Genomic DNA, 21,801 nt, shown 5'->3' with positions numbered 1-21,801 from the left:
CCATGGCCGCACCTTCCACAACCTCGAAGAAGTGCGGCAGGCCGTGACCGAGTTCAGGGATCGTTACAATCGTCATTGGCGTCTCGAAAAACTGGGCTTCATGTCACCCCTCGAAGCCCGGCAGTCTCATGCCACCCGGAAGGCCGCATGAGCTGCAAATCTGTGTCCAATCAATTGGGGGCGGTACAATTCATCTCCACCCGCATTCCGCCCGCCCATGAGTCTGCCCGCCGTCCCCATCGACAACTACCTGCCCTACATGCCCGACGTCACGCGCTGCGAGACGTCGCTGCGCGAGCTGAACCTGATGTGGCGCCTGATCGAGTCGACCGCGCGCATGGTCTGCCCGCAGGAGGCGCAGGCCATCCTGCCGACGATTGCCGCCACGCGCGCCGGCTTCGACCGGCTGGAGCGCGAGCTGGTGCGCAGCCTGGTGGCCGAGAAGATCGACCACGCCATGGCGGCGCTGGGCACGCGCGCCGGCTACGTGATCGACATCGTCGTGCGCAATCTGTACGAGCGCACCGCCGACGTCGGCTTCCTGGCCACCGACCGCGTGCTGTGCGAGTTCGTCGCCGGGCTGACGCGCGACGTCGACGCCGTGCGCGCGCGGCTGCTGTCGTACCGGCGCAAGTACACGATGTACGACGAGATCCTGCTGCTGGACCCGCAAGGCAACGCGCTGGTGCAGACCGACCCCGCGCACGCGGTGGAGGGCACGCAGGACCCGTTGCTCGAGCAGGCACTGGCCTCGGACGGCTACGTGCAGATCTTTCGCCCGACCGACCTGCGCCCCGGGCTGGGCGCCAGCCTCATCTACGCCCAACGCATGCTGCACCCGACGACGCGCCAGCCGGCCGGCGTGCTGTGCCTGGTGTTCGGCTTCGAGGCCGAGATGGCCGGCATCTTCCGCTCGCACGGCGACCCGGCCGGCCGCTCCGCTCCATCCTGCTGCTGCTGGACGCTCAGGCGCGCGTCATCGCCAGCTCCGACGAGCACTGGATCGGGCGCGGCGCGCGCGTGCCGGTCAATCCCGACGGCGCGCCGCGCCTGCTGCTGCACGCCGGGCGCGAGTACCTGGTTTGCACGCGCCGTGCCGATGGCTACCAGGGCTACCTGGGCCCGGAGGGCTGGCAGGGGCAGGTGATGGTGCCGGTGGACCTGGCCTTCACGCGCGACGAGGGCAGCGCGCTGGAGGCGCTGGCCCCCGGCACCGCCGCCGGCCTGCTGTCGCACGCGCGCAGCTTCAGCCCGCCGCTGTACGAGGTGATCCGCACCACCGAGTCGATCCGCCGCGTGGTGTGGAACGGCCAGGTCGTCACCGCCGGGCGCGACATCGACCGCCAGCGCCTCAAGACCATCCTCGACCAGATCAGCGAGACCGGCGCGCGCAGCAACACGCTGTTCGCGCAGTCGGTGCGCGACCTCTACGACACCGTGCTGGCCTCCGGCCTGCAGCGCGTCGGCTTCGTCGCCCACCTGGCGGTGGACCTGCTGGACCGCAACCTGTACGAGCGCGCCGACGACTGCCGCTGGTGGGCGATGACGCCGGAGCTGCGCACCATCCTGGCGCAGCCGGAGCCCCAGGACGGTGCGCGCGAGACGATCACGCCGCTGCTGCGCTACATCCACTCGCTCTACACCGTCTACACGCGGCTGTTCGTCTACGACCGCGGCGGGCGCATCGTCGCCCAGTCGCACGACGGCGGCGACGACGGGCTGGTCGGCCGCCGCGTCGACGAGGCCACGCTGCAGGCGGTGCTGGCGCTGCAAGACGAGCAGCGCTACCACGTCTCGCCGTTCCAGGTGGAGCCGTGGACCGACGGACGCCCGACCTACACCTACCACGCCGCGATCCGCCACCCGGAGGACGGCCACGTCGTCGGCGGCATCGGCATCGTCTTCCACGCCGAGCGCGAGCTGCTGGCGATGCTGCGCCGCGCCGTCGGCCAGCGGCCGGACGCGCGCGCCTACCTGACCGACCGGCAGGGCCGCGTCATCGCCAGCACCGACCCGGCCACGCCGGTGGGGACGGTGCTGGCGGCCGCCGGGCCGTGGCTGGAGCTGCCCAACGGCGCCACCGCCAGCCGCGTCATCGAGCACGAGGGGCACTACGTGCTGCTGGGCGCCTCGGCCTCGGCCGGCTACCGCGAGTTCAAGACCAGCGACGGCTACCGCGACGACGTGCTGGCCTTCGTGATCGAGACGCTGGGCCCGGTACGGCGCGCCAGCGCCCGGGTCGGCGGCGCCCACGACGACGGCTGGACGCACGGCGCGGCGCGCGGCGGGCAGGAGTACGCCACCTTCTACCTCGGCAACGACCTGCTGGCGCTGGATGCGGCGTGCGTGCGCGAGGCGGTGCCGGCCGAGCGCATGACCAGCGCCCCGGCCGGCGGCCACCCGGCGCGCGTCGGTCTGCTGCCGCCGACCGACAACACCGCCGTGCGCCACTTCCTGTGGGTGTACGACCTCGGCCGCCTGCTCGGCGTCGCCGCCCCGGCGGACACCGCCGTGCAGGGCCGCCAGATCATCCTGGTGGAGCACAGCGGCCAGACCGCCGGCCTGCTGGTCGACGAGCTGCACGCCGTGCCGGGGTTCGCGCCGAACGAGATCATCGAGGCGCCGTTCGGCGGTGCCGCGCGGCGGCTGATCGACCGCCTGATCCGCGCCCGCGGCGGCGAGGTGCTGATCCCGGTGGTGGACACCGTGCGGCTGTTCGCCGCCCTGCGGCAGGGCGAGGGGCGGCTGGCTTCAGCCGCCTGACGTCAGCCGCCTGAACGCAGCGCCGCGCGCAACTGCGCGCCGACCTCCGGCCGGTCGGCGAACGGGTCGGGAGGGTTGCGGCCCTCGACGATCGCCTGCAGGCGCTGCGCCACCGGTGCCAGGGCATGCGGGTGGCTGTAGATGTAGAACCGGCCCTGCTCAATGGCCTCGAAGGTGCGCGCCGCCACCTCGGCAGCGCTGACTTTGCCGCTGGCCACGGCTTTTTCGCTCATCGCCCGACCGATCAACTGGCTACGCGTGGGCGGCGCCGCCGGCAGCGCGGCGGGCCGATTGCGCTCGCTGTGGCTGATGCCCGTGGGCACGAAATACGGACACAGCATACTGGCGCCGATCTGATCGGTGACCAGGCGCAGATCCTGGTATAGCGTCTCGGTCAGCGCCACCACCGCGTGCTTGCTGACGTTGTAGACCCCCATGTTGGGCGTCGTCAGCAGCCCGGCCATGCTGGCGGTGTTGACGATGTGGCCGCGCCAGGCGGGATCGGCCTGCGCCGCGGCCAGCATCATCGGCGTAAAGACACGCACACCGTGGATCACGCCCCACAGGTTGACGCCCAGCACCCACTGCCAGTCGGCGACGGTGTTTTCCCACACCAGCCCGCCGGCGGCCACGCCGGCGTTGTTGAAGACGAAGTGCGGCGCGCCGAAGCGGGCCTGCACGGCCTGGCCCAGATCGTCCATCTGGGCCGCGTCGGCCACGTCGACGCGCCGCGCCAGCACCGGCACGCCGGTCGCCTCCGCCTCAGCGCGGGCGCGCTCCAGCGCATCGGGCTGTACGTCCACCAGCACCAGGTTCATGCGGCGCTGCATCGCGATGCGCGCCACCTCCAACCCGAAGCCGGAGCCGGCCCCGGTGATGACGGCCGTGCGGCCGACGAAGTCGGTGATCATGGGCGGGCCCTCGCGGTTCAATCCACCAGCTTGACGAGCTGCTTGCCGAAATTGCGGCCCTTGAGCAGCCCCAAAAACGCCTCGGGTGCCGACTCGATGCCGTGCGCCACGGTCTCGCGCGGGCGGAAACGCCCGCTGCCGACCAGCTCGCTCAACTCGGCCAGGGCCTGCGGCCACACCTCCATGTGTTCGCTGACGATGAAGCCCTCGATGCGCATGCGGCTGATGAGGATCAGCGCCGGGTTGAGCATCGGCAGCGGCTGGCCGTCGTAGCCGGCGATCATGCCGCACAGCGCCACGCGCGAGAACGCATTCGCGCGCAGCATCACCGCATCGAGCACCGTACCGCCGACGTTTTCGAAGTGACCATCGATGCCGTTCGGGCACGCCGCTTTGAGCGCGCTCGCGAGCGCACGCAGATCGGGATATTGGCGGTAGTCGATGCAGTCATCAAACCCCAGTTCGTCGCGCACATAGGCGCATTTGTCCGGGCCGCCCGCGATGCCCACCACCCGGCAGCCGCGCTGCTTGGCCAGCACGCCCACCGCGCTGCCCACGGCGCCGGCGGCGGCGCTGACGGTGATGGTCTGGCCGGCGCGGGGCTCGATGATCTTGACCAAGCCGTACCAAGCCGTCACGCCGGGCATGCCGACCGCGCCCAGATAGTGGCTGGGCGGGATGCGCGAGACGTCCACCTTGCGCAGCAGGCCGGCAGCATTGCCATCGACCACGCTGTACTCCTGCCAGCCGCCCATGCCCACCACCCAGTCACCAGGCACATAGCGCGGATGGCGGCTTTCCACCACCTGCCCGACCGTGCCGCCGATCATCACCTGGTTGAGCGGCTGCGGTTCGGCGTAGCTTTTGCCCTCGTTCATGCGACCACGCATGTACGGATCTAAGCTCAGATAGTGGTGACGCACCAGCACCTGGCCCTCGGCCAGGGGTGGGGTTTCGCTTTCCACCAAACGGAAGTTGTCCACGTTCGCCTCGCCCTGCGGGCGGCTGACGAGCCAAATCTGACGATTGCGCGGCATACGGTACTCCTTCTGAAGCCGGTTTGAGTGTGGGTTGGAAACGGTTGATGCCGCCGACGGCAAGGGCACGCGACCGGCCATGGGAGCCGGTGGCGGGGACACGCCATCAGGCCGGCGGAGACGGTGGCAGCGGGTTTGCGTCCTGCGCCGCTTCGATGCGCCGCAGGGCTTGCACCTCACGCCCGCCCACCGGCAAGCGGCGCACGTAGCGAAACGTTCCACTGGCGTGGGCGCACAGGCGCTCGTGCGCATCGCGGATCTCACCTTCGGCAAACGCCAGCGTCGCGGTGCGATGCAGCAAGCGCGCGGTGGCACGCAGCGGCCCACGCGCAGCCTGAAAAAAGCTGGTCTTCATCTCGATGGTGACCACCCCCATGTCGCGCTGCACGCTGCGCGCCGCATGCGCCAGGGCCACGTCCAGCAAGGTCATGCTGGCGCCGCCGTGCACCACACCGAATGAGTTCAGGTGCGCCTCGGCGGGCTCGTAGACCAGCTCGGCCACCCCTTCGTCCCAACGCCGCAGGCGAAAGCCCAGCAGCTCGACGAAGGGGACGTGCACACTGAAGGGCAGATCGGGCGCTGCCTCATCCACCGATGACCGCACTGACGCCTCCGTCCACCGCCAACCATTGCCCGGTGATGTGCTTGCCCGCATCCGAGGCGAACAGCACCACCGTGCCCTTGAGATCTTCGTCGTCACCCAAGCGATTCAGTGGGGCGGCAGCGGCCAGGCGCTGCTCGCCCATCGCCTGCAGCGTGCCGCGCGTCATCTTGCTGGGGAAGAAGCCGGGGCAGATAGCGTTGACGCGGATACCGTAGCGCCCCCACTCGGCCGCCAAGGCGCGCGTGAAGTTGATCACCGCCCCTTTGGAGGTGTTGTAGGCCACGGTCCGCATATCAGGCGGATTGCCACCCAGCCCGGCGATCGAGGCCACGTTGATGATGCTGCCGCGGCGGCGGGCAATCATGCTCTCGCGCCCGATGAGCTGGCTGAGGATGAAGTAGCCGCGCACATTCAGGTTCATCACCTTGTCCCAGGCGTCGAGCGGATGCTCCTCGGCCGGAGCGCCCCAAGCGGCGCCGGCGTTATTGACCAGGATATCGACGTCGCCCAGGCGCTGCAGCGTCTCTCGAACCAAACGGTGGATGTCGTCTTCGCGCGCGCAGTCGGCTGCCACCCAGCGCGCATCGATCCCCTGCGCCTGCAGCGTCGCTGTGGCCTCTTCCAGCTCGTCGGCCTTGCGCGCGGTCAGCATCACTTTGGCCCCGGCCTCGCCCAGCGCCTGGGCCATCTGCAGCCCCAAACCGCGCGAGCCGCCGGTGACCAGCGCGGTGCGGCCGCTCAAATCGAAAAGGGTTTGGATCGATCGGCTCATGGTGTCGGTATCTCCTGCTCAATGAATGGGGAAAGTCGGGCAAACCGCAGCGGCAGGGCCGAGCCGCGCTGCCGCGGTCATTCAGAACGCCTCTTCGGGCATGTCGGCACAGGTGCGGTCGCGCGCCTGCACCACGGCAAGCCAGGCGTCGATCTTGGGCAACTCGTAGCGGAAAAAATAGTGGCAGGCCTGCCGCCGACCAACGCTGGCCGGATCCTCGCGGCCGACGGTTGCGCACGCCACATCCAGCCACAACCACGCGATGACGCCATGCCCGAAGGCTTGCATGTAAGGCACGGCATTGGCCAGTGCCTCGGTCGGATCGCCGCTGGCCCATGCGGCGTGCGCCGCCCCTTCGATGCGTTGCCACGCCTGTTGCAACACCGCACTGGCCTGGGCCCACTCGGGCAGCGCACCAGCCCGACCTGCCGTTGCATCGATGCGCGCGCGCAAGGCCCGTAGCGCCGACCCGCCTTGCATCAGCACCTTGCGTCCGAGCAGATCCTGGGCCTGGATGCCATGTGTGCCCTCATGAATCATGTTCAGACGGTTGTCACGCCAGTACTGCTCGACCGGAAAATCGCGTGTGTAGCCGTAGCCGCCGTGCACCTGGATGGCCAGGCTGTTGGCCTCCAGACACCACTCGCTGGGCCAGCTCTTGGCAATCGGCGTGAGCAGCTCCAGCAGCAGGTGCGCCTGCTGCGCTGCCTCGGCGTCGCCGGTGCGCAGCTCGTCCACCAACCGGGCGCAGTACAACTCCAGCGCCAAGGCGCCCTCGCAATAGGCTTTTTGCGCCAGCAGCATCCGCTTGACATCGGCGTGCTCGATGATGCGCACCGGCGGCTGGGCCGGATCCTTGCCCGCCGGGCCAAGCCGTCGCCCCTGTTGGCGCGTACGCGCATAGTCCAGACTCGCCAAGTAGCCAGCCATACCCAGCATCGTCGCGGCCATGCCGACACCGATGCGCGCCTCGTTCATCATGTGAAACATTTGGCGCAGACCATCCCCGGCAGCGCCGACTCGGTAGCCGATCGCGCCGGCGCCCTGCCCGTCCAGTCCGGACCCAACGCCAGCACCGGCAACGGGAAAACGGCCTTCGCCAAAATTGAGCAGCGTATTGGGCGTGCCGCGCCAACCGCATTTGTGGTTGAGCCCCACCAAGGCGACGTCGTTGCGTTGCCCGGTTGGCCGACCGTCCCGATCGACCAACCACTTGGGCACGATGAACAGGGAAATGCCCTTGACCCCTGCCGGCAGCCGCCCATCCGCCCCCGGGATTTTGGCCAGCACGAGATGGACGATGTTCTCCGTGAGTTCGTGCTCCCCCGCCGAGATCCACATTTTGTGGCCGCGCAGGCGATAGCGCGGACCGAGCGGATCGTCTTCATGGCCTGGCCCGTCGGGCACGGCGCGGGTGGCGATGTCGCTGAGGCTGGAGCCGGCTTGCGGCTCGCTCAGGCACATGGTGCCGGCAAAACGGCCGGCGAACTGCGGCAGCGCGAATGCGCGCTGTTGCGCCGCGGTACCGTGCGCCATCAGCAAATTGGCGTTGCCCACCGTCAGCATACCCGCGCCGATACTCACCGACGCAGCCGCGAAAAACGCATTGCCCGCCGCCTCGACGACGTAGGGCAGTTGCATGCCGCCAATCGCGTAATCCTGGGCGGCGCAAAGCATCCCGCTGTCGGCGTAGGCACGCCACGCCTCATGCGTGGCGGCCGGCAGGATCACCCGCTCGCCGTCGAAGCGTGGCTCCTCGGTGTCCACCAAGCGGTTGAACGGCGCGTATTTGTCGCGCGCGATGCGTTCGCAGGTGTCCAGCACCGCGTCGAAGGTCTCTCGGCTGTGCTCGGCATACCGCGCCCGCGTGGCCAGGGTCTGCACCCGCAGCCACTCGTACAGCAGAAAGTCGATGGCCGCGCGCAAACCCTGGGCCATCTCACAACACCTCGAACACCCCGGCGGCGCCCATACCTCCGCCGATGCACATCGTCACGCACACGCGTTTGGCCCCGCGCCGCTTGCCTTCGATGAGGGCGTGTCCAGTCAGGCGCTGGCCGCTCATGCCGTAGGGGTGGCCGATGGCGATGGCGCCGCCGTTGACGTTGAGGCGATCGTTGGGGATACCCAAGCGGTCACGGCAGTAGATGACCTGCACCGCAAACGCTTCGTTCAGCTCCCACAGATCGATGTCATCCACCGTCAACCCCAGGCGCTGCAGCACCTTGGGCACCGCAAACACCGGGCCGATGCCCATTTCGTCCGGCTCGCAGCCCGCCACCGCAAATCCCAAAAAACGGCCCAGCGGCTGCAACCCCTTGCGCTCGGCCACGCGCTCGTCCATCACCACACAGGCGCCCGCGCCGTCGGAGAATTGACTGGCGTTGCCCGCCGCCACCACCCCGCCGGGCAAGGCCGGCTTGATGTTGGCGATCGCTTCCTTGGTCGTGCCTTCGCGCAGACCCTCGTCGCGCGTTACCGTCACTTCCTTGGTGATCAGGCCTCGCACCTTGTCGTACACGCCAGCGGTCACCGTGATCGGTACGATTTCATCGTCGAATTTGCCCGCCGCGGCAGCCGCACACGCTTTTTGCTGGCTGGCGGCACCATACTCGTCCATCGCGTCACGCGAAATACCGTAGCGCTTGGCCACCTGCTCGGCGGTCTGCAGCATCGTCCAGTAAATCTCGGGTTTGCGCGCCAGCAAAGCGGGGTCGGTCATCATGTGCTTGTTCATCTCGTTTTGCACGCACGAGATGCTCTCCACCCCGCCAGCGACGTAGATCTCGCCTTCGCCGGACATGATGCGCTGGGCGGCCAGCGCAATGGTTTGCAGACCCGAGGAGCAGAAACGGTTGACGGTCAAGCCCGAGACGCTGACCGGGCAGCCCGCCGCCAGCGCAATCTGGCGCGCGATATTCCAGCCCGTGGCGCCTTCGGGGTTGGCACAACCCATGATGACGTCCTCGACCTCGGCCGGGTCCAGGCGCGCGCGCTCGATGGCGGCGCGCACGACGTGCCCGCCCAAGGTGGCGCCATGGGTCATGTTGAACGAACCCTTCCAGCTCTTGGCCAGTGGGGTACGCGCGGTGGAAACGATGACTGCGTTACTCATGGATATTCCTCGTCGTTCGGTTCTTTCGTGCTCTGGAGGCGGCAGCGGCGGCGCTCAAGCTGCCGCAAAGCCCTTGCCCTCGGCCACCAGTCGCTGAATCAGAGGTGCCGGCTGCCAGAAAGCCGCGTCATCGTGCGGATTTTTGGCAAAGCGCTTCATGGCCTGCATCACGTTGAACAAGCCGAACTGCTCGGCGTAGTGCATCGGTCCGCCGCGCCAGGCCGGAAAGCCGTAACCGGTCAAATACACCAGGTCGATGTCGCTGGCGCGCGCGGCGATCTTCTCCTCCAGGATGTGCGCGCCTTCGTTGACCAGGGCAAACACCAGCCGCTGCACGATTTCCTCATCGCTGATCGCACGCGGCGTGATGCCGAGCTCTTGGCGATAGTCGGCGATCATCTGCTCGACAACCGGGCTCGGGATGGCGTCGCGCTTGCCGGGTTGATAGTCATACCAGCCCGCGCCCGTCTTCTGTCCGAAGCGCCCCATTTCGCACAAGCGGTCGGCCACCTTGCTGTAGCGCAGATGAGGTTTTTCGACGTAGCGGCGCTTGCGGATGTACCAGCCCACGTCGTTGCCCGCCAGGTCGCTCATGCGAAATGGCCCCATGGCAAAACCGAATGCTTCGATCGCGCGGTCCACCTGCGCCGGCGTGCAGCCCTCCTCCAGCAAAAAGCCGGCCTGACGGCTGTACTGCTCGATCATGCGGTTGCCGATGAAGCCGTCACACACGCCCGAAACCACGCAGGTCTTCTTGATTTTTTTGCCCAGGGCCATGATGGTGGCCAGCACATCCTTGGCCGTGGCGTCGCCGCGCACCACCTCCAGCAGCTTCATCACGTTGGCGGGGCTGAAGAAATGCGTGCCGATCACGTCCTGCGGCCGTTTGGTGAAGGCGGCGATCCGATTGACATCCAGCGTCGAGGTGTTGGTGGCCAGGATCGCGCCTGGTTTCATCACCGCATCGAGCTGCTCGAACACGCGGCGCTTGACCTCCATGTCCTCGAACACCGCCTCGATGACCAGGTCCGCATCACGGATGTCCTCGTAGGACAAGGTGGTGCGCAAGGCGCCCAGGCGCTGCTCGGCCTGCTCCGGCGTGAGCTTGCCTTTTTTCACCTGCCCCTCATACACGGAGCGGATGTGCGCCACGCCGCGCTGCAGCGCCTCGTCCTTGGCCTCCAGCAGCGTCACTGGCAGGCCGACATTCAGGAAGTTGATGGCAATGCCGCTGCCCATGGTGCCGGCGCCGATAATGGCCACCGAGCGCACCGGGCGCAGCGGCGTATCCTCCGGCACGTCGGCAATCTTGCTGGCCGCGCGCTCGGCCACGAACAAATGGCGCAGCGCAATCGACACCGGGGTCGTCATCAGGTTGAGGAAGGTTTCGCGCTCGAATGCGAGCCCCTCGTCGAAGCGACGCGTGGTGGCGGCTTGTACGGCGTCGATGCACTTCAGCGGCGCTGGGTAGTGCTTGGACTGCGCGCCCACCATGTTGCGGGCAAACTGAAAGTACGCGTCCCCATGCGGGTGCCGGCAGCGCAGATCGCGCACGCGCGGCAGCGGCTCGCCGCGGGCGTGGCGCTCGGCCACTTCGCGCGCCAGCGCCAGCGCCTCATCCAGCAGCGTCTCGGCGCTGCCAGCCAGGCGGTCGAACAGCTTTTGTCCCGGCAGCCCGGCCAGCACTTCCGCCGGCACCGGCTCGCCGCTGACGATCATGTTCAGCGCCGCCTCCACTCCGATGACGCGCGGCAACCGCTGTGTGCCCCCCGCCCCGGGGATGAGTCCCAGCTTGACCTCGGGCAGTGCGACCTTGGTGCCGGGCGCCGCGATGCGATAGTGGGCCCCCAGCGCCAATTCGAGCCCGCCACCCATGCACACCGCGTGCACGGCCGCCACCACCGGCTTGGCGCTGTGCTCCAACGCCAGGATCAGGCTGAGCAGGTTGGGATCCTGGTACGCCTTTGGCGAACCGAATTCCTTGATGTCGGCCCCGCCCGAGAAGGCCTTCCCTGCCCCGATCAAGACGATGGCGCGCACGGCAGGGTCGTCGTTGGCGCGGTCCAGTCCTTGGGCGATGGCCTGCCGCGTGGACAGCCCGAGCCCGTTGACGGGGGGATTGTCCAAGGTGATGACGGCAACGTCGCCGTGGACCTGGTAGTGAGCGGTCATGGTGCCTCCTCGATGACGAAACAAACGCAAATGGACACGAGTCTTGGAGTCGAGCGAACGATCGTTCGATTTTGCTGCATTCTAGGTCGGTCTGGCGCTTCGTGGCACCAGCGGCCTGTCACCTGCGCGTCGCAGCACAACGCCGCCGCTATCCCGCTGCATCCAACGGCCTCGCAACGCCCCAACGTTGGGTCGGCCGACCCGTGTGCGGGTTGCACCACCGACCCTCGTCGTGGGCCTGAAGCGCCGCGCAGGCGATACGCGCGCGCACTGGACCTCACCCCACCTCCAACCACTCGCGGCGCACATAGGGGTTGGCCTTGAGTTCGGCCGGTGTGCCATCGAAGACGATGCTGCCATGCCCCATCACCAAGGCGCGGTCGGAGATTTCGAGCGCGATGGTGAGCTTTTGCTCGATCAACAGCACCGAAATGCCCTTGGCTTTGAGCGCGCGCAGATAGTCGGCCACCTGCTCCACGATCTTGGGCGCCAGCCCCTCGGTGGGTTCGTCGATGATGATCAGATCCGGGTCGCCCATCAGCGTGCGGCACAGCGTCAGCATTTGCTGCTCCCCACCCGAGAGGACGCCAGCCTCGGTGTGCCGCCGCTCGCGCAGGCGGGGAAACATCGCGTACATGTCGTCGAAGCTCCAGCGCGCCCCCTTGCCGCTGCCCTTGACGCCGAGCTGAAGATTCTGATGCACCGTCAACTTGGGGAATATGTCACGGCTCTCCGGCACATAACCGATGCCGCGGTGCGCCACCTCGAACGGCTTGAGGCCGGTGATGCGCTCGCCCTTGAAGCGAATGTCACCCTCGGCGTCCACCAGTCCCATGATCGCCTTGGCGGTGGTCGAACGCCCCGAGCCGTTGCGCCCGAGCAAGGCCACGATTTCGCCGGCGCCGACGTGGAAGTGCACTCCGTGGAGCACATGACTCTTGCCATAAAAGGCGTGGAGGTTGTCGATTTGCAGCATCTTGTGGACGAGTCAAACGTCAGAAAAATGGCGGCCAGCCCGCCCCATCACCCCGGTGCATCAAACAAGGCGGTCGGCGCGCGATCACGGCGGGCCAAATCGCGGCTGCCCGCACCCGGCGGTGATGCACCAGCGTACCCACCGGCGGCGGCCCCGCACAGCAGCGCGAAACACGGCTGCAACGCCGCCACCGCATTCAGTGGGCGACCTCCGCCGCCTGCTGCTGCGCCAGCACCGAACCCAGATACGCCTCCTGCACACGCGGGTTGGCGCGCACGGCCTCGGGCGTGTCGAAGGCGATCACCTCGCCGTACACCACCACGGCGATGCGGTCGGCCAAGCCAAAAACCACCCCCATATCGTGCTCCACCGTCAGCAGCGTCTTGCCCTCGGTGACCTCGCGGATCAATTCGATGAAGCGCCGCGTCTCGCTCTTGCTCATTCCGGCGGTCGGCTCATCGAGCAGGATGACGCTGGCACCACCGGCGATGGTGATGCCAATCTCCAGCGCACGCTGCTCGGCGTAGGTCAGATTCATCGCCAGCGTATCGCGCTTTTTGTGCAGGCCGATACGGTCCAACAACGCTTCGGCGCGTTCATTGGCATCGTCGAGGTCGGCGAGAAACCTGATAAACGTGTAGCGATAACCCAAACTCCACAGCACGCTGCAGCGCAGGTTCTCGAATACGCTGAGCTTGGGGAAAATATTGGTGATCTGGAAACTACGGCTCAAGCCCATGCGGTTGATCTGGTAGGGCTTCTTGCCATCGATGCGCTGTCCGTTGAGCCAGATTTCCCCGCTGCTGGGCGCAAAGCGCCCGCTGATGAGGTTGAACAGCGTGGACTTGCCAGCGCCGTTGGGACCGATCACCGCCACCCGCTCGCCGCCGCGAACGGCCAAATTGGCGCCACGGATAATTTCCGTTTTGCCAAAACGTTTCCAAACGTTGCGCAGCTCCAGTACGGGCGCCTCTGTTGACGGGGTGGCATTCATCGCCTTGACTCCAATCCTTGCTGCACGAAACGCCGACGACCAGTATCACGCCATCATTTCGCGCCGCTTGATTTCCTTCTCGATATCGGCCTGGATCTCGTTCCAATGGGCGCGGAAATGCCGCCGCGCCAGCTCGAACAAACCGACGCCCGTCAACATCACGAATACGGCGCCGACCCAACTCTCGGCACGGCTGCTGTCCAGGCGTGCACCCAGATACTCGACGTGCGGACCGATGGCGGCGTTGAGTTGCAGGTGATACACCATCTCGATCAGCGCCCCGGCCCCCAGCAAGGCGACCACCCCGGTGATGCCCAGCGCCAGGTAGCTCACCCACAGCTCGCGCAGCCGGCCAAAGGCCGCCACGCGCAGGTTCATCATGATCAAGCTGGCGATGCCACCGGGCGCGTACATCACCATGAACATGAACACCAGGCCCAGATAGAGCAGCCAGGCCTTGGTCAGCTCGGACAAAAACACCAGCGCCAGCACCATCAGGATGCCGCCGATGATGGGCCCGAAGAAAAAGGTGGCCCCACCCAGAAACGTAAACAGCAAATAGGCACCCGAGCGCAGCGGCCCCACCACTTCGGCGGTGACGATTTCGAACAGAATGGCACCCAGCCCGCCCGCGATACCGGCGAAAAAGCCCGACACCATGAAGGCCAGATAGCGCACGATCTGCGTGTTGTAGCCGATGAACTCGACGCGCTCCGGATTGTCGCGCACCGCATTCAGAATGCGCCCCAGCGGGGTGCGGGTAAACGCGTACATCGCCGCCACACAGACGAAGGTGTACACCGCGATCAGGTAGTACACCTGCACGGTGGGGCCAAAGGTGATACCGAAAAACGGTTCACCGACGACGCGATCGGCGGTGATGCCGGCCTCGCCACCGAAAAAGTCCGAAAACATCAACGACAGCGCAAACACCAGCTCGCCGACACCAAGCGTGATCATCGCGAATGCCGTACCGGCCTTGCGTGTCGTCACATAACCGAACAAAAAGGCGAAAAACAAGCCGGCCAGTCCGCCCACCAGGGGAATCAGCGACACCGGCACCGCCAGCTCACCCTGGGCCACCTTCAGCAGTGTGTGAATGGCAAAGTACGAACCCAAGCCGCTGTAGACGGCATGGCCGAAACTCAACATACCGCCCTGGCCGAGCAATATGTTGTAGGCCAAGCAGGCGATGATGGCGATGCCCATCTGCGACAGCATGCTCACCGCCAGATTGCTGGTGAATACCTGCGGCGCCAGCAGCAGCACCAGCGCAAAGGCAGTCCAGATGATCCAGCGGCCGACGTTGTAGGGGGTGAAGGTGTAGTAGGCGCGCGTCATGGTGGCAAGGCGTCGGGGTCAGTGGTCACGGGTACCCAGCAGCCCCTTGGGCCGGAAAATCAAGATCAGCACCAGAAACAGGTAGGGCAACACGGGCGCAACCTGCGACAAGGTCAGACGCAAAAAGTCCTTGCTCGCCAGCGCCTCGCCCAACGGCACACCGATGCGGGTCAACAAGGAGCCGATCGAGTGGTCGATCGAGACGGCGAAGGTTTGGATCACGCCGATGAGCAGCGACGCCAGAAACGCACCCGGCAACGACCCCAAGCCGCCGATGACCACCACCGCGAAGACGATGGCCCCCAAGGCTGCGGCCATCGCGGGCTCCGTCACGAAGGTGACGCCGCCGATGACACCAGCCAAACCCGCCAACCCGGTGCCGATGCCAAACACCAGCATGAACACGCGCGGCACGTTGTGACCGAGCGCCTCGACCATCTGCGGATGGGTCAACGCCGCCTGAATGATCAGGCCCACACGCGTGCGCGTGATCAACAACCACAGCGTCACCAACATGCCGACGGCCACCAGCATCATGAACGCCCGGGTGGCCGGAAACGGTGTACAGGCGGCCTGTGCGCACACCTCGGCCGGCGCCTGTCCCCACGCAAACGCCATCGTGTCCTGCGCCGTATGAATGAGGGTGAACGCCGGCCCCTGCAGCGCGGCCGGCGGCGTAAAGCTCACCGCCGAGCGCCCCCACACCAGCTGCACCAACTCCAGGACCACGTACGACAGGCCAAACGTGATCAGGAGCTCCGGCACATGGCCAAATGGGTGCACCTTGCGCAGGCTGGTCTTTTCGAACAGCGCACCCGCCAGCCCCACCAGCAGCGGCGCCAGCAGCAGCGCCACCCAAAAGCCGACGATGCCCGACAGCGCATAGGCAACGTAGGCCCCCAGCATGTAAAAACTGGCGTGGGCGAAGTTCAAGACGCCCATCATCGAAAAAATCAGCGTCAAACCGGAGCTGAGCATGAACAACAGCAACCCGTAACTGACGCCGTTGAGCAGTGAGACGATGACGAATTCCATCGAGAAGCCTTCAGGCAAAGAGGTACGCCGCCAGCGGTCGAGCGGCGCTCACCATGTGGCACCGGATTTGGCGCAACACCCCAGGCGAAGCCAAGCGGGCCCGGCATGGTCAAGCGGCGCCTGGGTCGTGCGAGGGCGGGCGGAGTGGCCAAACGCCGGCGCCCGCTGGACCGCACGAAACCGAGCGCCGGGCTCGGCGCATCAGCCTGGGCGCTGCATATTGCAGCTGGTGGGCGTGCTGGCGATGTAGGCTGGGAATTCACGTACCAAGGCAAACGTCATTTCGGTGTTTTCCACCCGATACGGGAATTTGGCATCGGCCTTTTGCCAGCGCGTCAGGTACAACGGCTGCTGCAGCTGATGGTCGGTGCGGCGCATTTCGACCTCGCCGTTGTAGCTGGTGAACTTCAGTCCCTCCAGAACCTTGGCCACCTGTACCGGATCGGTGCTCTTGGCCTTCGCCATCGCTTCCGACAGCGAGCGGAAGATGTGAATCACCGAGCCGGTGTAGAAGTCGGCATTGAAGCGCTTCTTGAACTCGTCCTGCCACTTCTGCATGTCGCCGCCCATGTTGTAGTGGTTGTACGACACTTGGTAGACGCGGCCTTCGGCTTGGGTGCCCAGCGCAGTGGGCGTCCCCGTGACCCCGGCGTAGTAGGTATAGAACTTACCGGTGTAGCCGCCCTCCATCGCCGCCTTGACGAGCAGCGCCAAATCCGAGCCCCAGTTGCCGGTGATGACCGCATCGGCCCCGGATGCCTTGATCTTGGCGATGTATGGGGCGAAATCGCGCACTTGCGCAAGCGGATGCAGATCCTCGCCGACGATCTCGACATCCGGGCGCTTGCGTGCCAGCAGCTCCTTGGCGTACTTGGCCACCTGATGACCGTGCGAGTAATTCTGGTTGAGCAGATAGACCTTCTTGATGTCGGGCTGATCTTTCATGAACGTGGTCAGCGCCTCCATCTTCATCGACGTGTCGGCATCGAAGCGGAAGTGCCAGTAGTTGCACTTGCTGTTGGTGAAGTCCGGATCCACCGCCGAGTGGTTGAGGAAGATGACCTCCTTGCCGGGGTTGCGTGCATTGTGGCGCGCCACCGCCTCGATCAGCGCCCCCGCCACCGACGAGCCATTGCCCTGGGTGATGTAGCGGATGCCCTGGTCGATGGCGGACTGCAGGGCGGTCAAGCTCTCGGCCGGGCTGAGCTTGTTGTCGAACGGCACCACCTCCCACTTCACGCCCGCCGGGTTGTACGGGTTGGGGCCGCTGAACTTTTCGGCAAAAAACTGAAAGCTGCGCACCTGGTTCGAGCCCACCGGGGCCATCAGGCCCGACAACGGGTCGATCCAGGCGATCTTGACGGTCTGGCCGGCCAGCGGGGCGTTCGCGGCGGCAGCAGCCTGCTGGCGCGCCGCCTGGCGGGCACTCTGGGCTTGCGCCACGCCGGTCAATGCCAAGCCAATCATGGCGGCAACCGCGAGGGGCTTGAATACGAACGTCATGGTATGTCTCCTTCTGGGTGGTGAACGTCTCGAGCGTAACGGGTCTGGGGCGCTGCACGATCAGGGGAAACCCCGCACCCCTATCACGTGCGCGACTGTCTTCCCAACAACAGTCGCTTCACCGTGGCCTCACAGCCCCGGCAAACGGTAGCCTGCCAACATCTCGCGCAGCTTGTTTTTTTGCATCTTGCCGGTGGCGCCCAGCGGAATGGCATCGACGAAGACGACGTCATCCGGAATCTGCCATTTGGCCAACTTGCCCTCGTAGAAGGCGAGTAGCTCCTCGCGCGTCACGTCCATGCCCGGCTTTTTGACGACGACCACGATCGGCCGCTCGTCCCACTTGGGGTGCTTGACACCGATACAGGCTGCCATCTGCACCGCCGGGTGGGCCATCGCGATGTTTTCCACATCGATCGAGCTGATCCACTCACCGCCCGATTTGATGACATCCTTGCTGCGGTCGGTGATCTGCATGTAGCCGTCGGGGTCGATGGTGGCGACATCGCCGGTGGGAAACCAGCCATCGACCAGTGGCGAAGGCTTGTCGCTGCGGTAGTAGTCGCGAATCACCCACGGGCCGCGCACCATCAGCTCGCCCTGGCTCTGCCCGTCCCAGGGCAGTTCTTGCCCGTCCGGCCCCACCACCTTCATGTCGATGCCGAAGATGGCCCGCCCCTGCTTGAGGCGAATCTTCATTTGTTCTTCTTCGGGCAGCAGCAAGTGCTTGTTCTTCAACGTGCACAGGGTGCCCAGTGGGCTGAGCTCGGTCATGCCCCAGGCGTGCAACACCTCCACACCATAGCGCTCGCGGAAGGCTTGAATCATCGCCGGGGGGCACGCGGAGCCGCCGATGACGGTGCGCTGCAGCGCCGGCAACTTCAGGCCGTTGGCGTCCATGTGCGCCAGCAACATCTGCCAGACGGTGGGCACGCCGGCGGCCATCGTCACCCGCTCGGTGTCCAACAGCTTGTACACCGATTTGCCGTCGAGCTGCGCCCCGGGAAAGACCAGCTTGCAGCCCACGGCCGCAGCCGAGTATGGGATACCCCAGGCGTTGACGTGAAACATGGGCACCACCGGCAGCACGCAATCACGCGCGCTCAGGCACATCACGTCCGGCAGGGCGGCGGCATAGGCGTGCAGGATCGTGGACTTGTGGCTGTAGAGAGCCGCCTTGGGGTGCCCGGTGGTGCCACTGGTGTAGCACATGCTGCTGGCGGTATCATCGGGAAACACCGGCCAGTCGTAGCGCGTCGGGTGCGAGCCAATCCAGGTCTCGTAACTCACCAGGTTGGCGATCGTGCCCTCGGCCGTCAGGCGCTGCAGGTGCGCGTCGTCGCACAGCGCCACCCACAGCTTGACCGTGGGGCATTTGGCAGCGATGCCCTTGACGATCGGCCAAAACGTCATGTCGAAGGCGAGCACCCGATCTGCGGCATGATTGACGATCCACGCGATCTGCTCGGGCAGCAGGCGCGGGTTGATGGTGTGCAGCACACGCCCGGAGCCGCTGACGCCGAAATACAGTTCGAAGTGTCGGTAACCATTCCAGGCCAGCGTGGCCACGCGCTCGCCCTGTGGCAGGGCCAAGGCGTCCAGGGCATGCGCCACTTGGCGCGCTCGCCCGGCAGCTTGGCGGTAGGTGGTGCGGTGGATGTCGCCCTCCACCCGGCGCGAAACGATTTCGACATCGCCATGGTGGCGCGCGGCGTGTTCGATCAGATCGGCGATCAGCAATGGTCGGTCTTGCATCAGACCCAGCATGACAGGTCCTCCTCGGCGTGATGGGTGGGCGGGCGAGGCAGCGGCATCCGCCGCCGACCGCTGGGATAAGCTTACGGCATCATGACCGCCCTCAACACCCGCTGTCATCCAGACTAACCCGCAGGCATCGTCGTCTTTGTCGCATGCCAGACACCTGATGCGACGGCGCTTGCCCCAGATACCCATCATGACCATCGACACCCGCCACCCAGCCCGTATTTATTTGGCTCAGCAACCTTGGTTCGGCTCGCTCGATGCCGGTATGCGACAAACCCTGATCGAGTCGATGCTGTGGCTGCGCGCCGCCCGGGGCGAGCTGCTGCTGCGCCGCGGCACGCCGGTACAGGCTTGGTGGGGGGTGCTGTCGGGCATGGCCAAGCTGCAAACGGCCGCACCCGATGGGCGCATCTCGGCCTTTCTGAGCGTGCCAGCCGGTGAGTGGTTCGGCGAAGGCACGGTGCTCAACGGCGGCGCCTGGCGCTACGACGTGCTGGCGCTGCGCGACACCACCCTCATCGGCATGCCGGTGCCGCTGTTTCGCCAACTGTACGAAACCAGCCTACCGTTCAACCACTTTCTCATCGAACGGCTCAATTTGCGTCTGGGGCAGGCGATGACGGCTATCGAGGCCGGGCGCCTGCGCTCGCCCGAAGTGCGGGTCGCACAGTACCTGATGATGTTTTGCCAGGCTGGTGTCAGGCGCATCACCGTCTCACAGGAGGACCTGGGACATCTGGCCGGGCTGTCGCGCCAGACGACCAACCGCGTGCTCAAAGCGTTCGAGGCGCGCGGCTGGATCTCGCTGGAGTTCAGCCGCATCGACGTGCTGCAGCCTGAGGCGCTGTCGCATATGCTCGGCACCGACCCGGCCGCCTTGGCGCCAAGCCACTTGACGTCCTGCAGCGACCCGCGTCCCGTGGGCGCCGCCTTCGAAAGTGCCAAGGACGCACCGCCAGCCCAGCATCCGCGGCGATGATGCACCGCGCTGCGCGGCACGCGGTCGCGCTACCGGCTGCGGTGCACACCGTCTGACACATCCCCAGCGGGCACAAGGTTGCCGCGAACGCCCGACAATGCCCGCATGAACGTCCTGGTCCCGCAACCAGCCGCTGATACGGCAGCAAAGCGCCTGGAGCCGCCCGGCAGTGCCCGCGCGCCCGCCTCGGCCCCCTGGACATTGCAGCCGGCGCGCTTCTTGGCGCTCGGGCCGTCCTTTTTTACACCCGTGGCGCCGCAGCCGCTGCCCCAGCCGCGCTGGCTGGGACACAGTCCAGCGGCGGCGGCTGATCTGGGGCTGCCGCCACACTGGGCCGACGAGGCACTGTGCGCGGCCCTGAGCGGCTGCGCGCCGCTGCCGGGCGCACACTCGGTGGCCACGGTCTACAGCGGACATCAGTTCGGCGCATGGGCGGGGCAGCTCGGCGACGGACGCGCGCTGCTGCTGGGCGACAGCCCCAGCCGATCTGGGCTGTGCGAGGTGCAGCTCAAAGGCAGCGGCCGCACCCCCTACTCACGTATGGGGGACGGGCGTGCCGTCTGGCGCAGCTCGATCCGCGAATTTCTGGCCAGTGAAGCGATGCACGCCCTGGGCATCCCCACCACGCGTGCCTTGTGTGTCATCGGCTCCAGCGCCCCGGTGTGGCGCGAAACGATCGAAATGGCCGCCGTCGTCACGCGCCTGGCGCCCAGCTTCATCCGGTTCGGACACTTCGAGCACTTCGCCAGCGTGAGCGCGCTGGCCGAGCTGCGCCAGCTGGCCGATTTCGTCATCGACCACTTCTACCCGCGTTGCCGCACGCCCGACGGACCGGCCGACGTGGCCGACGCGCACGGCGCGCGGTCGTACCCCTCGGCCGCGACGAGCGACGGGCAGCCCGCCAGCCCCGCGCACAACGAACCGGACGCCCCCCTAACGGGCGCGGAGCCGCCCTGGGCCACCGATGGTTGCCCCAACCCGTACGCGCGCCTGCTGGAGGCGGTAACGCGGCGCACCGCGCGGCTGCTGGCGGCCTGGCAGGCGGTGGGCTTTTGCCACGGCGTCATGAATACCGACAATATGAGCATCCTTGGGCTGACGCTGGACTACGGCCCCTACCAGTTCATGGATGCCTTCGATGCACGGCACATTTGCAATGCGTCCGACCACGGCGGCCGCTATGCCTACGCGCGCCAACCGCAGGTGGCGTACTGGAATCTGCACTGTCTGGCCCAGGCCCTGCTGCCGCTACTGGACGACGTGGCGCAAGCACACGCCGCGCTGCGGCCCTACCGCGATCTTTTCTGGCGGTCCCTGCAGACGCGCATGTTGGCCAAGCTCGGAATGCAACCCTTGGCCGAACGCGCCGAGGCCGACGCACGTCTCATCGAACATCTGTTGCAGCTGATGCAGGCCGACCAGGTGGACTACCCCATCTTTTGGCGGCGTCTGACCGACGCGGTTGGCGAGGGCGCGCTCAGCAGCGATGCAGCCAGCGCCCACACCGCCTTGCAGCCGGTGCGCGACCTTTTTCTGCAGCGCGATGCCTTCGATGCCTGGGCCGCCGATTGGCGTCAACGTGCCCGTGCCGATGACGTTGCAGCGGCGTGGGCGCGCATGCGCGCCGCCAACCCACGGGTGGTCTTGCGCAACCACCTGGCGCAGCAAGCCATCGCGGAGGCGCTAGCGGGCGACGCCAGCGCCGTGGACCGACTGCTGGCCGCGCTCCTGCAGCCGTACGACGAACCCGATGATCCTGACTTGACCGCTTTTCCGCCGGCGTGGGCCGCACGACTGCGTATCAGTTGTTCATCGTAAAGCGCCCCACCCGCCCC

General features: G+C 66.6%; 17 protein-coding genes. 4 read left to right on the top strand and 13 right to left on the bottom strand.

Features of this window, described 5'->3' with window-relative positions:
- Positions 1–217 precede the first annotated feature (217 nt).
- Together Tchar_RS14015 and Tchar_RS14260 are read left to right on the top strand one after the other, a co-directional pair.
- Entirely contained in the window at positions 218–1,147 is a 930-nt protein-coding gene (locus Tchar_RS14015) for a hypothetical protein (protein WP_236640386.1), read from the top strand.
- Positions 1,147–2,763, top strand: coding sequence for a chemotaxis protein CheW (locus tag Tchar_RS14260; protein ID WP_328592038.1), 1,617 nt, complete (start codon positions 1,147–1,149; stop codon positions 2,761–2,763). Before Tchar_RS14015 ends, Tchar_RS14260 begins: the two co-directional genes overlap by 1 nt.
- 2 nt (positions 2,764–2,765) lie before the next feature.
- On the opposite strand, the gene Tchar_RS07815 is transcribed toward Tchar_RS14260, so the two are convergent.
- The 13 genes from Tchar_RS07815 to Tchar_RS07755 form a co-directional block, all read right to left on the bottom strand.
- Positions 2,766–3,674 carry an SDR family oxidoreductase gene (locus tag Tchar_RS07815; RefSeq protein WP_144328503.1) on the bottom strand — a complete coding sequence of 303 codons (909 nt, stop codon included), beginning with the start codon at positions 3,672–3,674 and terminating at the stop codon, positions 2,766–2,768.
- A 17-nt stretch (positions 3,675–3,691) separates the two neighbouring features.
- Entirely contained in the window at positions 3,692–4,711 is a 1,020-nt protein-coding gene (locus tag Tchar_RS07810) for an NADP-dependent oxidoreductase (RefSeq protein ID WP_144328502.1), read from the bottom strand.
- 106 nt (positions 4,712–4,817) lie between these two features.
- A complete protein-coding gene (locus Tchar_RS07805) occupies positions 4,818–5,315 on the bottom strand; it encodes a PaaI family thioesterase (RefSeq protein WP_236640385.1) in 498 nt (165 codons plus the stop codon).
- Positions 5,296–6,087, bottom strand: a complete 792-nt coding sequence (locus tag Tchar_RS07800; protein WP_144328500.1) for an SDR family oxidoreductase — start codon at positions 6,085–6,087, stop codon at positions 5,296–5,298. The genes Tchar_RS07805 and Tchar_RS07800 overlap by 20 nt, the downstream gene beginning before the upstream one ends.
- Before the next feature lie 81 nt (positions 6,088–6,168).
- The gene (locus Tchar_RS07795) at positions 6,169–8,025 is read right to left on the bottom strand and encodes an acyl-CoA dehydrogenase (protein ID WP_144328499.1); all 1,857 of its coding nucleotides are present in this window, start codon (positions 8,023–8,025) and stop codon (positions 6,169–6,171) included.
- 1 nt (position 8,026) lies between these two features.
- Positions 8,027–9,202: an acetyl-CoA C-acyltransferase gene (locus Tchar_RS07790; RefSeq protein ID WP_144328498.1), complete on the bottom strand. Its 1,176-nt coding sequence runs from the start codon at positions 9,200–9,202 to the stop codon at positions 8,027–8,029.
- 54 nt (positions 9,203–9,256) lie between these two features.
- On the bottom strand, positions 9,257–11,374 hold the full coding sequence (locus Tchar_RS07785) for a 3-hydroxyacyl-CoA dehydrogenase NAD-binding domain-containing protein (protein ID WP_144328497.1): 2,118 nt from the start codon (positions 11,372–11,374) through the stop codon (positions 9,257–9,259).
- A gap of 277 nt (positions 11,375–11,651) precedes the next feature.
- Entirely contained in the window at positions 11,652–12,350 is a 699-nt protein-coding gene (locus tag Tchar_RS07780) for an ABC transporter ATP-binding protein (protein WP_144328496.1), read from the bottom strand.
- 196 nt (positions 12,351–12,546) lie between these two features.
- The gene (locus Tchar_RS07775) at positions 12,547–13,344 is read right to left on the bottom strand and encodes an ABC transporter ATP-binding protein (protein ID WP_144328495.1); all 798 of its coding nucleotides are present in this window, start codon (positions 13,342–13,344) and stop codon (positions 12,547–12,549) included.
- Between the two features lie 45 nt (positions 13,345–13,389).
- Positions 13,390–14,685 carry a branched-chain amino acid ABC transporter permease gene (locus tag Tchar_RS07770; RefSeq protein WP_144328494.1) on the bottom strand — a complete coding sequence of 432 codons (1,296 nt, stop codon included), beginning with the start codon at positions 14,683–14,685 and terminating at the stop codon, positions 13,390–13,392.
- Positions 14,686–14,703: 18 nt separating this feature from the next.
- Positions 14,704–15,720 carry a branched-chain amino acid ABC transporter permease gene (locus Tchar_RS07765; RefSeq protein WP_144328493.1) on the bottom strand — a complete coding sequence of 339 codons (1,017 nt, stop codon included), beginning with the start codon at positions 15,718–15,720 and terminating at the stop codon, positions 14,704–14,706.
- 201 nt (positions 15,721–15,921) lie between these two features.
- Positions 15,922–17,223: a branched-chain amino acid ABC transporter substrate-binding protein gene (locus Tchar_RS07760; protein WP_201739330.1), complete on the bottom strand. Its 1,302-nt coding sequence runs from the start codon at positions 17,221–17,223 to the stop codon at positions 15,922–15,924.
- A gap of 129 nt (positions 17,224–17,352) precedes the next feature.
- Entirely contained in the window at positions 17,353–18,990 is a 1,638-nt protein-coding gene (locus Tchar_RS07755) for a 3-(methylthio)propionyl-CoA ligase (protein ID WP_144328492.1), read from the bottom strand.
- A 187-nt stretch (positions 18,991–19,177) separates the two neighbouring features.
- Here Tchar_RS07755 and Tchar_RS07750 point away from each other — a divergent pair, with 187 nt between their 5' ends.
- A complete protein-coding gene (locus Tchar_RS07750) occupies positions 19,178–19,966 on the top strand; it encodes a Crp/Fnr family transcriptional regulator (RefSeq protein WP_144328491.1) in 789 nt (262 codons plus the stop codon).
- A 105-nt stretch (positions 19,967–20,071) separates the two neighbouring features.
- Complete coding sequence (locus tag Tchar_RS07745) at positions 20,072–21,784, top strand: protein adenylyltransferase SelO (protein WP_144328490.1); 1,713 nt, start codon at positions 20,072–20,074, stop codon at positions 21,782–21,784.
- The last annotated feature ends 17 nt before the right edge of the window (positions 21,785–21,801 follow it).

The organism is Tepidimonas charontis (assembly GCF_007556685.1).
In the GTDB taxonomy this organism is placed as follows: domain Bacteria; phylum Pseudomonadota; class Gammaproteobacteria; order Burkholderiales; family Burkholderiaceae_C; genus Tepidimonas; species Tepidimonas charontis.
The sequence above is the reverse complement of the archived record's forward strand: the minus strand, read 5'-3'. Positions and strand labels throughout refer to the sequence as shown.

What these genes read in the sequence shown, in the direction of transcription:
- Tchar_RS07755 (WP_144328492.1), bottom strand. Translation starts at nt 18,990, where the DNA reads ATGCTGGGTCTGATGCAAGACCGACCATTGCTGATCGCCGATCTGATC.
- Tchar_RS14015 (WP_236640386.1), top strand. Translation starts at nt 218, where the DNA reads ATGAGTCTGCCCGCCGTCCCCATCGACAACTACCTGCCCTACATGCCC.
- Tchar_RS07750 (WP_144328491.1), top strand. Translation starts at nt 19,178, where the DNA reads ATGACCATCGACACCCGCCACCCAGCCCGTATTTATTTGGCTCAGCAA.
- Tchar_RS07770 (WP_144328494.1), bottom strand. Translation starts at nt 14,685, where the DNA reads ATGACGCGCGCCTACTACACCTTCACCCCCTACAACGTCGGCCGCTGG.
- Tchar_RS07775 (WP_144328495.1), bottom strand. Translation starts at nt 13,344, where the DNA reads ATGAATGCCACCCCGTCAACAGAGGCGCCCGTACTGGAGCTGCGCAAC.
- Tchar_RS14260 (WP_328592038.1), top strand. Translation starts at nt 1,147, where the DNA reads ATGGTGCCGGTGGACCTGGCCTTCACGCGCGACGAGGGCAGCGCGCTG.
- Tchar_RS07765 (WP_144328493.1), bottom strand. Translation starts at nt 15,720, where the DNA reads ATGGAATTCGTCATCGTCTCACTGCTCAACGGCGTCAGTTACGGGTTG.
- Tchar_RS07810 (WP_144328502.1), bottom strand. Translation starts at nt 4,711, where the DNA reads ATGCCGCGCAATCGTCAGATTTGGCTCGTCAGCCGCCCGCAGGGCGAG.
- Tchar_RS07780 (WP_144328496.1), bottom strand. Translation starts at nt 12,350, where the DNA reads ATGCTGCAAATCGACAACCTCCACGCCTTTTATGGCAAGAGTCATGTG.
- Tchar_RS07815 (WP_144328503.1), bottom strand. Translation starts at nt 3,674, where the DNA reads ATGATCACCGACTTCGTCGGCCGCACGGCCGTCATCACCGGGGCCGGC.
- Tchar_RS07785 (WP_144328497.1), bottom strand. Translation starts at nt 11,374, where the DNA reads ATGACCGCTCACTACCAGGTCCACGGCGACGTTGCCGTCATCACCTTG.
- Tchar_RS07760 (WP_201739330.1), bottom strand. Translation starts at nt 17,223, where the DNA reads ATGACGTTCGTATTCAAGCCCCTCGCGGTTGCCGCCATGATTGGCTTG.
- Tchar_RS07790 (WP_144328498.1), bottom strand. Translation starts at nt 9,202, where the DNA reads ATGAGTAACGCAGTCATCGTTTCCACCGCGCGTACCCCACTGGCCAAG.
- Tchar_RS07745 (WP_144328490.1), top strand. Translation starts at nt 20,072, where the DNA reads ATGAACGTCCTGGTCCCGCAACCAGCCGCTGATACGGCAGCAAAGCGC.
- Tchar_RS07795 (WP_144328499.1), bottom strand. Translation starts at nt 8,025, where the DNA reads ATGGCCCAGGGTTTGCGCGCGGCCATCGACTTTCTGCTGTACGAGTGG.
- Tchar_RS07800 (WP_144328500.1), bottom strand. Translation starts at nt 6,087, where the DNA reads ATGAGCCGATCGATCCAAACCCTTTTCGATTTGAGCGGCCGCACCGCG.